General features: G+C 57.6%; 18 protein-coding genes. 13 read left to right on the forward strand and 5 right to left on the reverse strand.

Going from position 1 to position 17,761, the window contains the following annotated elements; genetic code table 11:
* The first annotated feature begins 139 nt into the window (after nucleotides 1–139).
* Complete coding sequence (locus ACYZTW_RS13080) at nucleotides 140–736, forward strand: eCIS core domain-containing protein (protein ID WP_462005204.1); 597 nt, start codon at nucleotides 140–142, stop codon at nucleotides 734–736.
* Between the two features lie 62 nt (nucleotides 737–798).
* On the opposite strand, the gene ACYZTW_RS13085 is transcribed toward ACYZTW_RS13080, so the two are convergent.
* On the reverse strand, nucleotides 799–1,119 hold the full coding sequence (locus ACYZTW_RS13085; protein ID WP_462005205.1) for an isochorismate lyase: 321 nt from the start codon (nucleotides 1,117–1,119) through the stop codon (nucleotides 799–801).
* Between the two features lie 310 nt (nucleotides 1,120–1,429).
* Here ACYZTW_RS13085 and ACYZTW_RS13090 point away from each other — a divergent pair, with 310 nt between their 5' ends.
* Complete coding sequence (locus ACYZTW_RS13090; protein ID WP_462005206.1) at nucleotides 1,430–1,591, forward strand: DUF2986 domain-containing protein; 162 nt, start codon at nucleotides 1,430–1,432, stop codon at nucleotides 1,589–1,591.
* 122 nt (nucleotides 1,592–1,713) lie between these two features.
* On the opposite strand, the gene ACYZTW_RS13095 is transcribed toward ACYZTW_RS13090, so the two are convergent.
* The gene (locus ACYZTW_RS13095) at nucleotides 1,714–2,493 is read right to left on the reverse strand and encodes a helix-turn-helix domain-containing protein (protein ID WP_462005207.1); all 780 of its coding nucleotides are present in this window, start codon (nucleotides 2,491–2,493) and stop codon (nucleotides 1,714–1,716) included.
* A gap of 133 nt (nucleotides 2,494–2,626) precedes the next feature.
* The gene (locus ACYZTW_RS13100) at nucleotides 2,627–3,217 is read right to left on the reverse strand and encodes a helix-turn-helix domain-containing protein (RefSeq protein ID WP_462005208.1); all 591 of its coding nucleotides are present in this window, start codon (nucleotides 3,215–3,217) and stop codon (nucleotides 2,627–2,629) included.
* Nucleotides 3,218–3,465: 248 nt separating this feature from the next.
* On the opposite strand from ACYZTW_RS13100, the gene ACYZTW_RS13105 reads away from it, so the two are divergent.
* From ACYZTW_RS13105 to ACYZTW_RS13155, 11 genes are all read left to right on the forward strand, one after another.
* Nucleotides 3,466–4,119, forward strand: coding sequence for a hydrolase (locus ACYZTW_RS13105; RefSeq protein WP_462005209.1), 654 nt, complete (start codon nucleotides 3,466–3,468; stop codon nucleotides 4,117–4,119).
* 127 nt (nucleotides 4,120–4,246) lie between these two features.
* Entirely contained in the window at nucleotides 4,247–4,831 is a 585-nt protein-coding gene (locus ACYZTW_RS13110) for an antibiotic biosynthesis monooxygenase (RefSeq protein WP_462005210.1), read from the forward strand.
* Nucleotides 4,828–4,971, forward strand: coding sequence for a hypothetical protein (locus ACYZTW_RS13115; RefSeq protein ID WP_462005211.1), 144 nt, complete (start codon nucleotides 4,828–4,830; stop codon nucleotides 4,969–4,971). Before ACYZTW_RS13110 ends, ACYZTW_RS13115 begins: the two co-directional genes overlap by 4 nt.
* Entirely contained in the window at nucleotides 4,968–6,806 is a 1,839-nt protein-coding gene (locus ACYZTW_RS13120) for an amidohydrolase (RefSeq protein WP_462005212.1), read from the forward strand. Before ACYZTW_RS13115 ends, ACYZTW_RS13120 begins: the two co-directional genes overlap by 4 nt.
* Nucleotides 6,807–6,889: 83 nt before the next feature.
* On the forward strand, nucleotides 6,890–7,354 hold the full coding sequence (locus tag ACYZTW_RS13125; protein WP_462005213.1) for a nuclear transport factor 2 family protein: 465 nt from the start codon (nucleotides 6,890–6,892) through the stop codon (nucleotides 7,352–7,354).
* Between the two features lie 102 nt (nucleotides 7,355–7,456).
* Nucleotides 7,457–7,888: a DoxX family protein gene (locus ACYZTW_RS13130; protein WP_462005214.1), complete on the forward strand. Its 432-nt coding sequence runs from the start codon at nucleotides 7,457–7,459 to the stop codon at nucleotides 7,886–7,888.
* Nucleotides 7,889–7,913: 25 nt separating this feature from the next.
* A complete protein-coding gene (locus ACYZTW_RS13135) occupies nucleotides 7,914–8,195 on the forward strand; it encodes a YtcA family lipoprotein (RefSeq protein ID WP_462005215.1) in 282 nt (93 codons plus the stop codon).
* 16 nt (nucleotides 8,196–8,211) lie between these two features.
* Nucleotides 8,212–9,264, forward strand: a complete 1,053-nt coding sequence (mdtN, locus tag ACYZTW_RS13140) for a multidrug transporter subunit MdtN (RefSeq protein WP_462005216.1) — start codon at nucleotides 8,212–8,214, stop codon at nucleotides 9,262–9,264.
* Entirely contained in the window at nucleotides 9,261–11,300 is a 2,040-nt protein-coding gene (locus tag ACYZTW_RS13145; protein ID WP_462005217.1) for an FUSC family protein, read from the forward strand. The genes mdtN and ACYZTW_RS13145 overlap by 4 nt, the downstream gene beginning before the upstream one ends.
* Entirely contained in the window at nucleotides 11,297–12,781 is a 1,485-nt protein-coding gene (locus ACYZTW_RS13150; protein ID WP_462005218.1) for an efflux transporter outer membrane subunit, read from the forward strand. Before ACYZTW_RS13145 ends, ACYZTW_RS13150 begins: the two co-directional genes overlap by 4 nt.
* A gap of 521 nt (nucleotides 12,782–13,302) precedes the next feature.
* Nucleotides 13,303–14,253 (forward strand): enoyl-CoA hydratase/isomerase family protein, encoded by a 951-nt coding sequence (locus tag ACYZTW_RS13155; protein WP_462005219.1) that lies wholly within the window; start codon nucleotides 13,303–13,305, stop codon nucleotides 14,251–14,253.
* Nucleotides 14,254–14,418: 165 nt separating this feature from the next.
* Here the strand turns inward: ACYZTW_RS13155 and ACYZTW_RS13160 are convergent, their stop codons facing one another.
* Both ACYZTW_RS13160 and ACYZTW_RS13165 read right to left on the reverse strand, forming a co-directional pair.
* Nucleotides 14,419–15,903, reverse strand: coding sequence for a CoA-acylating methylmalonate-semialdehyde dehydrogenase (locus ACYZTW_RS13160; protein WP_462005220.1), 1,485 nt, complete (start codon nucleotides 15,901–15,903; stop codon nucleotides 14,419–14,421).
* Between the two features lie 737 nt (nucleotides 15,904–16,640).
* A complete protein-coding gene (locus tag ACYZTW_RS13165; RefSeq protein WP_462005221.1) occupies nucleotides 16,641–17,201 on the reverse strand; it encodes a lipid-binding SYLF domain-containing protein in 561 nt (186 codons plus the stop codon).
* Nucleotides 17,202–17,761: the final 560 nt, after the last annotated feature.

Here is a 17,761-nt window from a genome sequence, read left to right on the forward strand (position 1 = left end):
GTAGGTGGCTGAACGGGTCATTAAGGAATAAAGCGGCGTGCCCACTAAAGTGGACTGTGGATGGCCTACGCTAAAACGATGCGGATCATCGATCAATGGTGACCCACCGTTCGCGCTGCGTCCGTCCCTGGAGCGCCCAATGTCGCCCATCACCACGCGCCTGGTGGCGCTGTTTGTTCTTTGCCTGACTCTTGAAGTGCCAGCCCAGACCAACGCCTGCCCAGCTGGCGAGAAACAAGTGTGCCTGGACGGCTGCATCTGCCTGCCAGACGTTGGACAGCTGCTCGGTCCCCTGCCTGATGGCATCTACCAGATCGCGGCACCCGCCCTGGCGCTGTGGCTGACCCAAGCCCGCGCTGAAGCAGCCAACGCCGGCGTCCAACCCATTCCACCGCACATCCGGGAGCAACTGCTGCGCTGGTACGACCCCAGCGTCCTCGATACCGCGCGCTACAAAGTTAGCGACAACGGCCAATTCAGCGCCGCCACTGCCATGCTGCAAAACCCCGATGTCGGTGCCGTGACGCTGATCGACATCATCCTCTTCCGGGACGCTCAAACCGCAGAACAGAACATCGCGCTCTGGGCTCACGAATTAAAGCATGTGCAGCAGTATCAGGAATGGGGGGTAGAAGGATTTGCCCAGCGGTATACACAAGATTTCAATGCTGTGGAGGCGCCGGCTTATGCCATACAGGCTGAGGTCAGACGGTTGGTGCGGGAAGGGACTGACTGAAGCGTAGCGAAGCTGCCTGTCACCGAGGGGAGCTATCGACCCCAGTCAGTCCAACACTAGAGTCAGGTATCGGATTGATGAGCCGCCCAGTGTTTCATCTCTTCTGCAATGAAGTGGTTCACCAAGTCGCTGTACATCTTCTCGATTGCATCCGGGCTCAGGCCCTCGGCCTCGGCCCACTCGCGTCGTGTCGCCAGCATAGCCTTGAAACGCTCTGGAGCACGCACCGAAGACACCGAGGTCTTGAACTTCGAAGCAGTCAGTACGTAGTGAAAACGCTTGCCCAACAGCTTGATAACGACCTGATCAAGGGCATCGATTTCGCGTCGGATGTCCTCCATGTCTGCACACTCTTCGGGCTGTAACTGATTAATGACTTCCATGTAGGTGACTCCGTTTGCTGAAAAGATCGTGAGACTTCGGAAGAGATTTCGGCGCGCCATCTTCCGTGAGCGATACAGTCTGAATACGCTTCCACGGCGGCGCTTTTTGCCCCACGAGCTTTCCTTTGTTCCAGGGCACCCGGCTTCGAATCCTGGTTACGGTCATGGTTCGTCCTTCGTCTGAATGAAGGACTAGAGTGCATCTCCAAACGGAATCTGACCGCTGACGGCCACTCAGTGCGCATCACCGGGATCTGGCCCAATATTTAAGCTGATATCATTCAAGAATTTACAAGCAGAGTAGAAAAATATGAATCGTCAGAAAAAAATAAAGCAGTTATTAAAGGCTCACGCCAAAAAGGCCAGTGCCAAATTGGCACCACCAAGCAAGTCTAAATACATTAGTAAAGCTGACCGATTGAAGCTGGCTGCTGAATCCAGTCATGACTCAATCATTTCCTCTGAGAGCTGATCTATGTAGCTTAAGCACCACCGGAATTACAAATTTTATTGGGCTCATTCATTCCGATGCAGGCGCTTCGCTTTGCCCGACTTCATCGATTGCACTTATTGCTGGCCGTCATGCGTCCTGCGTCATTTTCTCTGAGGCTCTTTGCCAAACAGGAAGATGCTTGCATCACGTTGCCGCCTCCAGGCTACGGGAGGGAGGCCGAGCAACCGGGTGAACACGCGAGTCAGGTGGGATTGGTCTGAAAATCCACATTCGCGGGCGATAGAAGAAATGGGTTTCGAGGGTTGGGACAGTATCAGTTCTTTGGCTTTTTTGACGCGCATTTGCGTCAACCAGGCATGAGGTGTCATCCCTGTGGCCTGCTTGAATGCCCGGGAGAAGTGGCTCCGTGACAGGGAACATTCCTTGGCAATGGTGTCGACCGAGAGATCACCCGCCAAGTGGGTGGCGATGATCTCCTTCGCCGGCACGAGCTGCCAGGTTGTCAGCTTGCAATTGGCATCAGCGCTGTTCGTCCCGCCACGAACGTAACGACGCAGCACATGATCACAGGTAGCGAAAAAAATGTGGTCAAGGAACAGTTGGTTCCGTGTGCTCGACGGGTTGAGGGCCGGCAACAGGGCACAGGCGAGATGATGGAGGGTTTCGTCCTTGCCACCCTGATCGTATTCGAAACGGTCAAAGCGCCTGATTCCATTTTCCTGCTGAAGATCATCAAAGGTTGAGCGTGGAATATTGAAGCGGACATTGTCATAGGCGGCCCGGTGCTGGCACCTCAACTCGTCTCCCATAAAGGGTAACGATGCACTGGCTTTTCTGTAACCGCCGGAGTAAGCAAGCCGTCCCCCGCGCCAAAGTCGATGATCAGCGAAGTCCTCCAGCTGAACAATTATTGAAAACATGTCAAGGCACGGTATGTCCACAAGCCTTTCTACGTCAGGATTTTTTTGCTGTGTCCTAACCACAGTGAATTTATCGGTGGTGAGTTGAGAGATCCATGGTGAGGTCACAGAGGAGCCCTCAGGGTTAAGGGGATTATCGAAAGCCAGTGTTGAGCTGACGCCAGTAAGAAGGCGAGAATCCGGTACATCGACTGAATACCTTGGTGAAATGCGAGCTATCGGAAAATCCGCAATCAATAGCGACATCGGTAATTTTCAGCAAGGGATTCAGGAGCAGTTTTTTGGCTTTGTCCACGCGTAGTTGCAGAAGGTACTGATGAGGGCTCGATCCGAGACTGAGCTTGAACGCCCGGCTGAAATGGCAGCGAGAGAAGGAGCACTCACGGGCCAGTTTTTCAACAGATACACCATCGGCAATATGGGCACATAACATTTCCTTTGCTCGTCTCTGCTGCCAGGGCGCCAGGCCTCGATCCTTCGAAGACACTGCAACGCTTCTCTGACCCTGATGGAGGGAAAGGTGTGCTTGCATGGCCATCATAATTTGATCGATAAAAAAGCGATTGGCTTCATCAGGCTGATTGAGCATGGGGATCACCGCACAGGCCAAGTGATAGATGACGGGGTCAGACGCCTCGATACTGTGTTTGAAATGGGTGAACAAGAACTCATCAATGGTCGGTGTATAGGTAGAGGGCATGGTTTTATCGGACATCGGACGCATGCTCGAGCTTCCTCATTTTCGGGGGTACAGGCCTTTTCGTGGAGCAAATCCGTTTTACAGGCGAATCGCTCAGAAAACATCCGGGATCGTGTAAAAAAGGCGCATATCCAGACATGCGGTCTGCCGCTATCCGGATCCGGAAATAGCAATTATCTCAGCACAAACCTTCCAAAATCGCACATCCATACAATCGCCTGCTCCAGCACACCATGAGAATGCACACTCCCAAACGTATCTGGAGAAGTGTCATGGCAACTGCAAAAGCAGCACCCGGTAAAGGCCTGTTGGATCCTTCCAACCACGCTCTGATCCTGATCGACTTCCAATCTCAGATGTCATTTGCCACCAAATCCATAGACGCCGTCACCCTTCGAAACAACGCCGCACTGATCTCCAAAGCAGCAAAGGAATTTGGTGTTCCGGCCATTCTTACCACGGTCGCTGAAAAAAGTTTTTCAGGTCCTATGTTTGAAGAAATCACCTCGACTTTTCCTGGTCAGGAGCTCATTGATCGAACCAGCATGAATACCTGGGAAGATGAGCGGATCGCCGTCGAAGTGAACAAGATCGGCCGCAATAGAATCGTTCTTGCCGGTCTCTGGACGTCGGTCTGCATCGTGGGCCCTGCGATCTCGGCGCTCGAACAAGGGTTCGAGGTCTACATCATTTGTGATGCCTGCGGTGACGTTTCAGATGAGGCTCACGAACGCGCCATCAGCCGTATGATCCAGGCAGGCGCGCGTCCAATGACTTCGCTTCAGTACCTGCTGGAACTGCAGCGCGACTGGGCCCGGAGCGACACCTACAACGAGACGGTGAAGACCTCCATTGCCCATGGTGGCGCTTATGGTCTTGGTTTGATTTACGCCAAAACGATGTTCAACGCCTCGGAAGGTCACTGATCTGTTTTACGCCTCATTCCGAAGGGGATGAGGCGCACTCAGGCGAGTCGTGCGGATAGAAGGGCAGTTGCCATCTTGCCTGAAAACCGTATCGACTCGCGGGGCGACGGCAGCCCGGGAGGTCGCAATGAGCATTTTCAATGCCAATGATGTGGCCACGTTAGTCGTTCGGCACCGAACCCGACAGGGCAGTGAGAGCGCCTATGAAGCCTGGCTTCGAAAAACAGTCAATATCGCCAAGGGTTATGAAGGGCACCTGGGCGTGGATGTTTTTCGCAGCCATCACGACGGAGTTCATCTTTTTACGAGCGTCCTGCGCTTCTCCAGCACAGAGAAGCTGCAGGCATGGCTGGACTCCGAGGATCGTCGTTTGCTGGTGGTTGAGGTGCAAGACCTGCTGGCCGATGGTGATCAACTCGAGGTCAGCCAGGGCCGCGAGTTCTGGTTCACTCCCGAGACATCCCAGGCGTCACCGCCGCCCCGGTGGAAACAGGCTTGCATTACCTTTTTGGTCATCCTGCCGCTGTCATTGGCTGTCCCTTTGTGCTGGGGCCCGGTGTTCGCACGGGTTCCGTGGCTGGGAGGGTACTTGCAGAGCAATGTGGTGATCACGCTGACCATCGTATTGTTGGTGGTTTACCTGTTCATGCCGCCTGTGACCCGGCTATTCGCACCTTGGCTCAATGGTGGTAAAGGCGGGGAGCGTCCATGAAAAGGACTCTACCGACAGCAGTCGCCGACGATTTCTTGCCGAAAGCTCAGTACTCGCAGGCGTGGGTGCGCTGTGGTGCGCACTACCGTTTGCCCTATCAGCAGGTTCATCAGCATCGAGTATTCGAGGAGGCACAATGAACGCCGATTTGATCATGATCAATGGCCGCTTTCACACCGTTGATCGCGAGAAACCCACGGCCAGTGCCGTGGCTATCAAGGACGGGAAATTTATCGCGGTTGGCAGTGACGAAGAAATCATGGCCACGCGCGGCAGCGCCACTCAGGTCATTGACTTGAATAAACGCACAGCGATTCCCGGGCTGAACGACTCCCACCTCCACCTGATTCGAGGTGGATTGAATTTCAATCTGGAACTGCGTTGGGAGGGCGTACCTTCGCTGGCGGATGCCCTGCGTATGCTCAAGGCACAAGCTGATCGTACGCCTGCGCCACAGTGGGTGAGGGTGGTGGGCGGCTGGACGGAGTTCCAGTTCGCCGAAAAGAGAATGCCTACGCTGGACGAACTGAACAAAGCCGCTCCCGACACACCGGTGTTCGTATTGCATTTGTATGATCGTGCGCTGTTGAATCGGGCAGCGTTGAAAGTAGTCGGTTACACCCGCGATACGCCCAATCCGCCGGGTGGGGAAATTCAGCGCGATGCCAATGGCGATCCTACCGGCATGCTGATCGCCCGCCCCAACGCGATGATCCTTTACTCGACGTTGGCCAAAGGCCCGACGTTGCCGCTGGAGTATCAGGTCAACTCGACACGCCAGTTCATGCGCGAGCTCAATCGGTTGGGCGTCACCAGCGCCATTGACGCTGGGGGCGGCTTCCAGAACTACCCCGACGACTACAAGGTCATTCGCGAACTGGCCGATAACAATCAATTGAGCGTACGCATCGCTTACAACCTGTTCACTCAAAAGCCAACGCAGGAACTGTCGGACTTCAAGAGCTGGACAAGCATGGTCAAGCCGGGCGACGGCAACGACTTCTTCCGTCACAACGGTGCCGGTGAAATGCTGGTGTTCTCTGCTGCCGACTTCGAGGACTTCCTCGAGCCGCGACCCGATCTTTCCCAGAGCATGGAACAAGAGCTGGAGCCCGTGGTTCGCCATCTGGTCGAGCATCGTTGGCCTTTCCGGCTTCATGCGACCTATAACGAATCCATCACGCGGATGCTCAACGTTTTTGAGAAGGTCGACAGAGATATTCCCTTCAATGGCCTCCCTTGGTTTTTCGATCACGCCGAAACCATCACCCCTGAAAATATTGAGCGCGTCCGGGCGTTGGGTGGCGGAATCGCCATTCAGGACCGGATGGCGTTCCAGGGGGAATATTTTGTCGAGCGCTATGGCAACAAGGCCGCCGAGCAGACGCCGCCCATCCAGCGGATGCTGTCCGAAGGCGTGCCCGTGGGTGCAGGCACCGATGCTACCCGGGTTTCCAGCTATAACCCGTGGACATCGTTGTACTGGCTGGTCAGTGGAAAAACGGTGGGCGGGATGACGCTCTATCCGCAAGGTCTTTCACGGGATACGGCGTTGCAACTGTATACCCATGGCAGTGCCTGGTTCTCATCGGAGCAGGGTAAGAAAGGGCAGATCAAGGTCGGTCAGTTGGCTGACGTCGTGGCCTTGAGCGCCGATTTTTTCAGCGTCGATGACGAAGCGATCAAGTGGATCGAATCCGTGTTGACGGTGGTGGGGGGCAAGGTCGTTTATGGCGCCGGTGAATTCGATCAGTTGGCTCCACCCGCGCTTCCGGTCATGCCGGATTGGTCACCTGTCACTAACGTTCCCGGGCACTGGAAACCCAATGCGGTGGTCGCTGCCCGCACGCATCAGTGCAGTGGCCCTTGCGCCGTCCACTCACACAGTCACGACAGGGCCCGGTTGTCGTCAGTGCCGGTCAATGATTTCACAGGTTTCTGGGGAGCCTTTGGCTGTTCCTGTTTTGCATTCTAGGGGCAGGCGGCGGCCTCGACGGTGGACACGATACGTGGCCATCCCGGGTAACGGAGGGTCGGATTTCAGTGGGGTGAATCATCATGCTGAGCACTATGACGATGACTGACGAACATCGCAAATCAGTGATCCTTGACTACTTCAGGGCTTTTGATAATGGCGGTGTCGCCCCGGATGGCCGCAATATCCTGGAGTTGTTCGCTGAAGACGCACAGGTTTATTTTCCCAAGTGGGGGATTGCGACAGGGCATACGCAGATCAGTGAATTGTTTGCGGACCTGGGTGAGCGGCTGATTTCAATCACCCATGACTACGCACATTTCAATTGGGTTTTTTCCGGTACGGATGTCGTTGTTTGTGAGGGCACAAGCCACGGCGAGCATGTGGATGGCGCGTGGTGCGCCGGTAATCCGGACTGGGCCGCCGGGTATTGGTGCGATGTATTCGAAGTCCGTGACTGGAAAATCAATCGCTGTTTCATCTATCTCGATCCGGACTACGGAGGGCAGGACTCCCTGCGCTATCCATGGTTGGCGAAACCCATTTGAGGCATGTGTTGGATGAGTCCATGCAGGCGACGCGGTACCCAACGTCGACTGACATGTTTAATGCGTCTGTTTATTGGTTCAATCGAATGGAAACCAGGGAACATGTCTACGACTGATGTTGATACGACTTTTACCGCCGCCGATGTCGCACTGTGCTGGCTACGAATCACCGGATGTCTGCTGCTGTTGTCAGTGCATGGAATCCCCAAGCTCCTTCATTTTCACAACGAACTGGGATTGATCGAAGACCCGTTTGGCATGGGGAGTCTGTTGACGTTGTCGCTGGCGATTTTCGCTGAAGTACTGTGTCCGGTATTCATCGTATTGGGCGTTCTGACGCGCCTTGCGACGTTGCCGGTTCTATTTTTGCTCGCGGTATCGGTGATCTGGGTGCATCCGGAGTGGAGCCTGGCCGAAGGGCAGTTCGCCTGGCTGTTACTGATCGTCTTCTCGACGATTTTTGTCGCGGGCCCCGGGCGATTGGCATTGGGAACCCGCTTGTCGCGTCATTGGCCGTTTTTGCGTGAATTATAGTAGTCCCTTTAGTGGAGGGGACTTGATGAGCGCCATGAAGGAGGGAGAGAGAACCTGGCGCAAGGGCCTTCTGCTGCTGACTTTGACGCTATCAGCCTGTTCCAACTCGCCATCAGTGCCCGTGCTGGGGGCTTACTTTCCCGACTGGCTGTTCTGCATCTTTGGCGCTGTGCTGCTGGCGTTGCTGGTCCATACTTTTCTGGCTCGGCGCGGTTTGGGTGCCTGGCTGACGCCACCGGCGCTGGCTTACCCCGTGCTGACCGCGTTGTTCGCCTTGAGTGCCTGGCTGCTGTTCTTCCAGACCTGACCGGGAGTCGCCCACCATGAGCGAGAATGTTGTGAAGACACTGCCCCGGCGCGTCCTGATCCTGGTGTTGCTGGGGCTGACTCTGGCATTGCTGTTGTGGGTCGTCTGGCGACTCGACAACGCTCCGCGTACCGATGATGCCTATGCCTATGCCGATACCATCAACGTCACCCCCGAGGTGAGCGGCAGCATCGTCGAGCTGCCAGTGCGCGAGAATCAGCAGGTGCAGCAGGGGGATGTGCTTCTGCGCATTGATGCTCGTCCCTATCAGGACGTGCTGGATCAGACCCAGGCGTCACTGCAAGCGCTGAACCAGGAAATCATCCTCAGCCAGCGCCAGGTCGATGCCCAACAATTCAACTCTGATGCCGTAAAGGCCAGCATCGAACGGGCCAAGGCGGCTGCCGTGCAGACTGCGGACACCCTGCGACGCATGGAACCACTGCTGTCGCGCGGCTATGTTTCCGAGGAGCAGGTGGACCAGGCGCGCACCGCCGCTAAAAGCGCCCGTGCCGAATTAAATGCAGCGCAGCTACAGGTCAAGCAAGCCGCCTCTGCCGTCAGCGGGGTTGATGCGTTGGTCGCCAGGCGCGCAGTGATCCAGGCGCAGATCGCCCGCGCCGAACTGGATCTGGAGCACAGTGTTGTTCGCGCGCCCTTCGACGGACGTATCGTTGGCCTGACGACTTCTGACGGCCAGTTCGCGGCAGCAGGGCATCCGCTGTTCAGCCTGATCGATACGCGGCGCTGGTACGTGGTGGCGAACTTTCGCGAGACCGAACTGGACCATATCCATACCGGCAGCCGCAGCACGCTGCACCTGATGAGCGACAGCCAGCGTGCTTTCAGCGGTACCGTGGACTCCATTGGCTTCGGTGTCTTCCCTGACGATGGTGGCGCCCAGGTCAGCGGGCTGCCGAAGGTCGCACGGACCATCAATTGGGTGCGGGTGGCGCAACGCTTCCCGGTACGCATCCGCGTCGATCAACCCGACCCGCAACTGTTCCGCATCGGCGCATCGGCGGTGGCAGTGATCCACGCCGATAGCGCCGAAGGTAAGTCGCGATGACTGCCGTGGGTGGCTGGCCCGAGCGTCTATGGCGCTTCGTCGTCGCGCAGTTGGCGATGTTTCCCGGGCGTGGCAACGCGCTGCTGCGCAATCTGGTGGCCTGCACGCTGTTCATCATTCTCTCGATGAGTCTGGAAGTGCCATTGCTGGCGCTGTCGCTGATCATGGTGTTCTTCGTCAGCCAGACCAACGTGGTCCTGACGCGCATGGCCGGCACCCTGTTCATCGTCAGCGCCACGCTCGCCATCGGTATCGCTATCCTCCTGCTCAAGTTCACCTACGGCTATCCGCTGCTGCGCATCATCTGCGCAAGCGCGGTGTTCATGGCCAGCATGTTCGGCATGCGCGCCACGCGGCTCGGCCCGCTGTTTTTCGTGGTGGCGATCGTCACCATTTACGTGCAGAGCCTGGTGGATCTCGTTGCGCAACCCGAGTTGCTGTTACGTGGCTGCCTGTGGGTGTGGATGGCAGTGGTGTATCCGACGCTGGTCACGCTGCTGGTCAACACGTTGCTGCTGCCGCAAGAACCGCAGCAGTTGCTGCGCGAGGCGATGCAGCGCCAGTTGGCGCAGGTCGAGGCGTGTCTGGGAGCGCTGGAAGAGGGCCGGGCAAAGCCCCTGGAAATCAGGCCGACTGACGTCCAGCAGGGCGTGCTCAGCCTGCATAAACTGCTGAAGTTCACCAGCATGCGCGATGCCGGCTACCGCGCCCACGAGGTGCAGCATCTGGCGCTGATCACGTGCGTGTCGCGACTGTATGCCGCCGTAGCGGCCCTGAACGCGCCAGTCTCGGATGTCGAAGCGCTGGCAGCGTTACGTCAGGATTGCGCGGCGCTGGCCAAGGCCATCGAGGGCGGCCCCATGCCGTCGTTGCACAGCGAGGCCCTGATGCGGCCGCTGATGCCGGCGGCACTCGAGGAGATGCGCGAAGCGTTGCGCGCCCTGGCTACCCGCGAGAGCTTGATCCCGACCGCTAAAACGCCAGTGAAGGAGCCTCTGCTGGCAAGTGACGCCTTCAGCAATCCCAACTACCTGCTTTTTGCCTTCAAGAGCTGGCTGGCCGCGCTGTTGTGCTATGTGTTCTACAACGCCGTGGACTGGCCGGGTATCCACACGGTGATGCTGACTTGCGTGATCGTCGCCTTGCCCAGTCTCGGTGCCTCGACCCAGAAAAGCCTGCTGCGCATTGGCGGTTGTCTGGTGGGAAGTGCCTTGGCACTGCTGTGCATGGTCTTCGTCATTCCGCAAATCGAGACGCTGATCGGCCTGTTGGTCATGAGCCTGCCGGTAATCGGTCTCGGGGCGTGGGTCGCGGCGGGCTCCGAGCGCATCAGCTATGCCGGCTTGCAAATCATCTTCTGCTTCGCTCTGGCCTTGCTCGAACAGTTTGGCCCGAACACCGACCTGACCGAGATCCGCGACCGTCTGGTGGGTATCATTCTCGGCGTTCTGGTCAGCACTCTGGTGCATGGTCTGCTGTGGCCGGAAAGCGAGGGTGACAGTTTGCGGCGACGCTTGTCCGCAATCCTGCACAGCATCGCCGGCGTATTGCGTGCGCCAGAATCGGATGCATCGATCGATCATTTGCACGAACTGAGCGTACGCAGTTGGGGCCAGCTCGCCGAATGCGAGGCCATACTTGCGCGCGTGGCCCTGGAGCCCGGTTGGCAACAGGGCGAGCATGAAGAACTGACGCTGTTCACCCAGACGCTGCTGGCCAAGGCTCGGGAGATCCTTCTATTGACCGGCCAGTTGCAGCGCAACCGTGCGGCGCTCGAAGCCGAATTGCCAATGCCGCTGCGCACCTGGCTGGACGAGCATCTGGCGCAGTTGGGTGCGTGGCTGGTCAGCTACGCGACGCGACTGAATGATCAGGCGGTTGCGCTGGATGGCTTGCCGCCATTCGATCCGCCAGCGGAAGGTAGTCGGGGCGACTTCGGGCTGCTGCGGGAGTTGCGTGAACTACGTCGTCTGTTGGGTTCGCTTCCAGACTGGCAGTCTTTTGAAAACGGCACGCTGGTGGAGCTGCGTCCATGAACGGCGGCACCCGGTTGTGCGCGGTTCTCGGCCTGTGCCTGACCTTGGGCGGATGTGCGTTGATTCGAGAGGAGGGTAGCCTGGTGCCGCAGCGCGACCCGGCCAGCATCCGCCTCGCCGACGATCTGCACCTGGCCCGCGAGGGTTGGCCCGACGCGCGTTGGTGGGCACGCTATCAGGACCCGCAGCTCAACCAGTTGATCGACATCGCCTTCGCTCAGGCTCCGAGCATCGCCATCGCTCGCAGTCATATCGACCAGGCCCGCGCCCAGGCAGCCTCGGTGAAATCTCTGACTGGCGTGCAGGTCGATTTGGTCGCCCTGGTCAACCGCCAGCACGTTTCCGCCAATGGTTTTCTTGGCCCTTTCGCCCAAAACGAACCGGCCCTCGGCCTCACCGGTCCCTGGTACACCGAGGGTGTGGTGGGCCTCGGTGGTGCGTACCAAATCGATCTCTGGGGACGGCAGCGAGCGCAAATCGACAGTGCCTTGGGCATACGCAACGCGCGTCAGGCGGAAGCGGCCTGGGTCGAGCTGGAGGTGTCCAGCGGCGTGACCCTGCTGTATTTCCAGATCCAGACTGCGCAGCAACTACTGGCCGACTTGCAGCGCATGTCGGCCATTGCTGCCGAAGTGGTGGTCGCGCATCAGGCGCACATCGAACGTGGCCTGGAGGCGCAGCCACTGAAGCAACAGGCGCTGAGCAACCAGGCACTGATCGAGCGTCAGATCGTCTCCCTGCGCAGCCAGACGCAACAACTGCGTGAAGCCATGCGCGCGTTGCTCGGCGTTGGCGCTGAGGTTGCGCTGCCACTGGCGCCGCGATCTCTGCCGACACATGCTTATGGGGTGCCGCAGAGTCTGGGCTATGAATTGCTGGCGCGACGCCCGGACCTACAGGCCATGCGCTGGCTGGTGCAATCGTCCTATTCGAACATCGATGCGGCCAAGGCCGCCTTCTACCCGAGTTTCGACATCAAGGCCTTCTTCGGCGCCGACGCCCTGCACATGGGAGACCTGTGGGACCATGGCAGCCGACAGATCAATCTGATCCCAGGGATGACCCTGCCGATCTTCGACGGTGGCCGCCTCAATGCTGAACTGGCAAACGCCCGCAGCCTGAGCAACGGCCTCGTGCACCAGTACAATCAAGCGGTGCTTGACGCAGTGCGTGACGTCGCTGTAGCCGGCAGCAAGCTGCAGGGGCTGGAAGCACAGGAGACGTTACAGCAGGCGCGCATCGGCAACATGCGCTTCAACCGTGACAGCGCCGAAGCACACTACCAGCGTGGCCTGTTGAATCGGGTGGCGGCACTGGAAGCAAACCTGCCGCTGCTGGCCGAGCAGAGTGGCCTGGCCTTGTTACAGGGGCAGCGCCTGGAAAGCGAGGTGGCGCTGATCAAGGCTTTGGGTGGTGGCTATCGTGCCAATATCGCAACAGCCGCGAACGATGAGGGAAGCGAGCCGAATGCGGCGTTTTAGGCAGCTCTGGTTAAAACCGAAGCACAGGTTCTAAAAAATCGATAAGAAGACAGTTATGCAGGATCAATGAGGTAAGGATTTTGTTCCTGTAGATGAGTTACCGCTTGCGTCACGAACACGCTAACCGCCAATGGAATCTGTTTTCGGCTGGGATAAACAATGGATAAGTCGCTGTTTTGCTGGATTGTTGCTGTCGGTGATCTCATCTGATTATGTGGCTTGCGAGCCCACCTTGCGCTGCTACGCTTAAACAGTCGGAGTTGCCAGCGCAAGGCGACATGTTTCACCCACCTGGATCCCGGTGATTCTGGGGCTATCAAGCCACGTGCCATCATCAGCTGCTACTGCCGACCGTGCCAGGCCACATTTCGGTCATGCGCTCGAAACCCATGCACATGTGTTGACCCGCGAAGGAACAGAGCAACGGGTGTGATTTTTCACGCCCCCATCAATTGGCAGGCCATAACGACGGTTCAAACGGGAATTCGCATGTCCTCAGGCATTTCTCTGGAGAGGCTCCCATGAGACTTCTGTTGCTTACGGCTGCACTGATTTTCACCAGTATGACGACCACAGTTACGGCGCTCGCTGGTGAGGCTTCCCCCTCGACAACCGATAAGGCGTCACCCACCAGCACGGTCAAACAGGAAATCAAGCTCACGCGGGTCACGCCCGAATACTGGCGGGTCACGTTCCACAACCCGCCGTACAACATCTATGGTCCGGAAACCATGCCGCAGCTGAACGAGGTGGTCACCGCCATCGAGTCCGATCCGAAGCTGGTGGTCGTGGTGTTCGACAGCGACGTGCCAGATTTCTTCCTCACCCACTATGACTTCGTCCCCCCGCTGACTGACACCACCAGCCTGCCCAACGGCCCGACCGGCCTGCCGCCGTTGCCCGACATGCTGGTGCGGTTGAGCAAGGCGCCGGTGGTGTCGATCGTGTCGATTCGCGGTCGTGCCACCGGCGTCGGTAGCGAACTGGCCCTGGCCAGCGACATGCGCTTTGCCAGCCGCGAGAAAGCCATCCTCTCGCAATGGGAAATCGGCGCCGCACTCGTACCCGGAGGTGGCCCCATGGCCCGACTGCCAAGGCTCATGGGGCGTGGCCGGGCATTGGAGGTGCTGCTGACCGGCAATGACATCAACGGCGAACTCGCCGAGCAGTATGGCTATGTCAACCGCGCGCTGCCCGACGCAGAACTCGACAAGTTCGTCGACACCATGGCCCGTCGTATCGCCCGGTTCGACAAACAGTCGATTGCTGACATCAAGCACCTGGTCGACGCTGCCAGCCTACCGCCCAATGAGGCCATCGCTGCCGAATGGGAAGGCTTCATCGGCTCGGTGAAACGCCCAACGGCGCAGGCCCGTATCAAACAGCTGATGGAGCTTGGGTTGCAGAAGAAAGCCGATGTCGAGAAACGCCTGGCTCACTACACCGGCACCTTGGGTGAGAAATCGAAATGATCCTGCCCTCCATATGCGGCTTCGAGCCGAAGGTGCACTCAATTATATTTGGCTCGCCCGCAGGCTAGCATCGGGGAAGCATCACGACCTGACTACTGATTGTGAACCTGAATAATGATTGCGGTTACTTCCCTGGCGTAGGGAAGCAACCGTGACAATCTTTATTTATTGCGGACAATCGGGCCAGTGCTCTATGACGCTCTTGTAGTGCGTGTAAAAGCGCACGGCTTCTTGGCCGTATGTGTGATGATCACCGAACATCGATCGTTTCCAGCCCCCGAACGAATGCCACGCCGACGGCACCGGACTCGGAATGTTGATGCCTACCATACCGATCTTGATCTGCCGGGTGAATGCGCGCGCGGCGCCGCCGTCGGAGGTGAAAAGCGATACGCAGTTTCCCAGTTCGTGGGCGTTCACCAGTGCAATTGCGCTCGCGAGATCAGGCGCCCTGACAACCGACAGGACCGGCCCGAAAATCTCTTCTCGATAGATGCTCATCTCCGGCGTGACGTCGTCAAACAGCGAGCCGCCGAGAAAGAAGCCCTCTTCGCGGCCGGCCACGGTCTGGCCGCGACCATCGACGAGGAGCCTGGCACCTGCCTTGAGACCCGCATCGATATAGCCCAGCACCCTGGTGCGATGCGCGGCGCTGATGAGCGGCCCCATGTCCAAACCGGGCTCCATTCCGCCGCCCATCTTGAGCGAGCGCACGCGCGGTACGAGGCGATCGACCAGCTCATCGCCAATACTCCCTACGGCCACCACGACTGACGTCGCCATGCAGCGCTCGCCGGCCGAGCCATATGACGAGTTGATTATCGCATCGACCGTTTTATTGAGATTGGCGTCGGGCAAGACCACGAGATGGTTCTTCGCACTGCCCAACGCTTGCACGCGCTTGCCGTATTTCGCGCTTTCTTTGTAGATGTATTCGGCAACCCTCGTCGAGGCGACGGCAGATACCGCGGCCACATCGGGGTGCTGCATCAGTGCATCGACGACGTCCTTGCTGCCATGCACGACATTGAACACGCCTTTGGGGAAGCCCGCCTCGATGAACAGCTCGGCAAGCCGAATCGATGCCGACGGAGTGCGCTCCGAGGGTTTGAGGATGAAGGTGTTGCCGGTCGCGGCCGCCATCACAAACATCCAGCATGGCACCACCATCGGGAAGTTGAATGGCGTGACGCCCACGGCCACGCCGACGGGTTGACGCAGATTCCACGCGTCGATGCCGGGGGCGCTCTGATCGGTGAAATCGGTCTTGAGCAGGTTTGGAATGCCGCATGCGAATTCGACGATTTCGATCCCGCGTATCACCTCGCCCTTTGCATCCTCAAACAACTTGCCGTGGTCGCGGGTAATGAGCTCTGCGAGTTCGTCGCTATACGTCTCGAGCAATTCCTTGAACTTGAACATCAAACGCGCACGCTTCAGTGGCGCGGTTTCGCTCCAGGCCGGGAACGCGGCTTTCGCAGCGGCGACGGCGGCGTCGACTTCATCGTGGTTTGCGACCGGCAAGCGGGCTGTCACTCGGCCTAGTGCTGGGTCCAACACGTCGGCGAACTGCCCGCTCGTGCCGGCAGCGTGTTGACCGTCGATGAAATGACTCAGTTGGCGCACTGAGCCTTGATTTGCTTCGCTCATACGGTTCTCCTAAAAGTCAGGGTCCTGTACTAGCAGCAACATGCTGTGATCCATAAATCCACGCCCGACACTATGCGCTCGCCCCGGCGTTTATCAAGGTGGTTGTCGTGTCAACCGTCGAACTATGGCGCTCTTTTCTCGACCTGTTGTTCTCGATCCGGGTACAACAGCACTATGCCGATTGGCTCCCAGTAACATGTTCCACCCGGTGCGAGTGCTTCTGAAACTACCCGAGTGATTGCTTTGCAGCGCCGCTGTATCTGTCAATGCAATCGAGGCAGCCACTTGATTTGGTTCGGCTGATCACTTTTCGTATCGACCTTTCATTTCACCGGCACCAACAAAATTTTTTCAATGGCGTCGCGAAATCCAGGTTTGTGGATTGGTTTTCCAGTTGCATCAAAAACTTCTTCAATAGGCTAGATCCAATCATTGGCGTGGGCTTTGGTATCTACTGGCCGAGCGAGTAACGCAAGTACGTCCTTTATTGGTCTACGGGCTGGCTTCTCTGCGCTGCATGACCGCTCCTGGCCGATAGCCGCCTGTTACACCTGACAAAAATCGACCAAAAAGAAATCGTCGTGGCTGCGTGTCGGACGCGCGCGGGCCAAGAGTACTTTTCGTGTACTGGTGCGTCCTTGCGCCAGGACTGAGTGGCTGCCTCAATTAACGGGCAACCCATTCCACAGGGCTATCGACCGCCATCCCCCGGCCGATGCCCAATCCAATAGCCGGTTTTAGCGCTTGATAAGGGAAATCTTCGTTCCTTCGATACTGATCCCAGCCATTAACCCTTGCTGGTCGAAGATGAACGCGTACGCGTCGTCCTTCAGCGTCGAGCTGGACAGGTTCTTCGCAACCCCTTCATCAACCACAACAACGGTTGGTCCTACACCGATTTCCCAACCCTTGGTTTCAGTTACATATTTCAAAGCTTTGTCGGTCATCAGAAAAACCACATAGCCATACGACTGGGCGCCTGCCTGTAGCCCCCAGGACCCGCTGACGGAGTTGTAATAATCTGCTACTTTCGTGCCCTTCATTAATACGCCTTCGCCATAGCTACCGCCGAATACAAGACCCGCCTTGATGATTTTCGGGAAGACAAGCACCGCTTTGGCTTTGTGCGAGATGGTTTCAGAAAATGGATTGGTCTTGTAGAGAGTTTGCAACGCTTGTCGAGAGTCGGCATTCAGATCTTCGGCGGTGGCCGCTCCTGCATTGTTCAGGAAACCAGCCGATGCCAATGATGCAGTCGCGAGGAAGAGCGATAGGAAGAACCGCATTGATTGAGTCATTTCCGTACTCCGTTAAGGGAGCATTGGATGGCAGCAGCAGTCGGTGCCTGCATCAAACAGGACCGAACCCACTGAACATTATCCGGCGCACCCTACAGTGTGTGAATCGCAAGCTTCGCGCTTGAGTGGAGCAGACCTAAGGTCTTTGATCAATCGCGATGCCATCACTTGTTGTGACCACTCTGTAAGGGCCGGGTTCGTCGACAGAGGCTGTTTCTGGCCGAAAGTTGACTGATTCAAGCGCCCACGTTTTCCACCACACTTGCGGCGGTCAACCTTGAAAACACGCCAGAGGCTTCATCGATTGTGTCGAGGTTCTGATCGTCTGTAGGAAGTGCACGCACGATCAATCAACATGGCGGGAGCGCGCGTGTTTAAACGCCCTCAAGGTTACTTCCTGAAAGCTACAAGACCTTGCGTCGTTGCCTACGGCTACGCCAGAATCCGCCGGCTTGTGCGCCTTTGGCCCGCTCGGTAACTTGATTCCTGTCACTGCCCATCAGTGATCGGGTTTAGCAGCCCGAGGTTAATCGAAGCGCATCTGCATCCCGATAGTCAGG

This window comes from Pseudomonas sp. LB3P25, from assembly GCF_054897985.1.

Excerpts from the sequence above, each read along its gene's own strand:
- ACYZTW_RS13080 (WP_462005204.1), top strand. The coding sequence starts at position 140 with ATGTCGCCCATCACCACGCGCCTGGTGGCGCTGTTTGTTCTTTGCCTG.
- ACYZTW_RS13085 (WP_462005205.1), bottom strand. The coding sequence starts at position 1,119 with ATGGAAGTCATTAATCAGTTACAGCCCGAAGAGTGTGCAGACATGGAG.
- ACYZTW_RS13090 (WP_462005206.1), top strand. The coding sequence starts at position 1,430 with ATGAATCGTCAGAAAAAAATAAAGCAGTTATTAAAGGCTCACGCCAAA.
- ACYZTW_RS13095 (WP_462005207.1), bottom strand. The coding sequence starts at position 2,493 with ATGTTTTCAATAATTGTTCAGCTGGAGGACTTCGCTGATCATCGACTT.
- ACYZTW_RS13100 (WP_462005208.1), bottom strand. The coding sequence starts at position 3,217 with ATGCGTCCGATGTCCGATAAAACCATGCCCTCTACCTATACACCGACC.
- ACYZTW_RS13105 (WP_462005209.1), top strand. The coding sequence starts at position 3,466 with ATGGCAACTGCAAAAGCAGCACCCGGTAAAGGCCTGTTGGATCCTTCC.
- ACYZTW_RS13110 (WP_462005210.1), top strand. The coding sequence starts at position 4,247 with ATGAGCATTTTCAATGCCAATGATGTGGCCACGTTAGTCGTTCGGCAC.
- ACYZTW_RS13115 (WP_462005211.1), top strand. The coding sequence starts at position 4,828 with ATGAAAAGGACTCTACCGACAGCAGTCGCCGACGATTTCTTGCCGAAA.
- ACYZTW_RS13120 (WP_462005212.1), top strand. The coding sequence starts at position 4,968 with ATGAACGCCGATTTGATCATGATCAATGGCCGCTTTCACACCGTTGAT.
- ACYZTW_RS13125 (WP_462005213.1), top strand. The coding sequence starts at position 6,890 with ATGCTGAGCACTATGACGATGACTGACGAACATCGCAAATCAGTGATC.
- ACYZTW_RS13130 (WP_462005214.1), top strand. The coding sequence starts at position 7,457 with ATGTCTACGACTGATGTTGATACGACTTTTACCGCCGCCGATGTCGCA.
- ACYZTW_RS13135 (WP_462005215.1), top strand. The coding sequence starts at position 7,914 with ATGAGCGCCATGAAGGAGGGAGAGAGAACCTGGCGCAAGGGCCTTCTG.
- mdtN (WP_462005216.1), top strand. The coding sequence starts at position 8,212 with ATGAGCGAGAATGTTGTGAAGACACTGCCCCGGCGCGTCCTGATCCTG.
- ACYZTW_RS13145 (WP_462005217.1), top strand. The coding sequence starts at position 9,261 with ATGACTGCCGTGGGTGGCTGGCCCGAGCGTCTATGGCGCTTCGTCGTC.
- ACYZTW_RS13150 (WP_462005218.1), top strand. The coding sequence starts at position 11,297 with ATGAACGGCGGCACCCGGTTGTGCGCGGTTCTCGGCCTGTGCCTGACC.
- ACYZTW_RS13155 (WP_462005219.1), top strand. The coding sequence starts at position 13,303 with ATGAGACTTCTGTTGCTTACGGCTGCACTGATTTTCACCAGTATGACG.
- ACYZTW_RS13160 (WP_462005220.1), bottom strand. The coding sequence starts at position 15,903 with ATGAGCGAAGCAAATCAAGGCTCAGTGCGCCAACTGAGTCATTTCATC.
- ACYZTW_RS13165 (WP_462005221.1), bottom strand. The coding sequence starts at position 17,201 with ATGACTCAATCAATGCGGTTCTTCCTATCGCTCTTCCTCGCGACTGCA.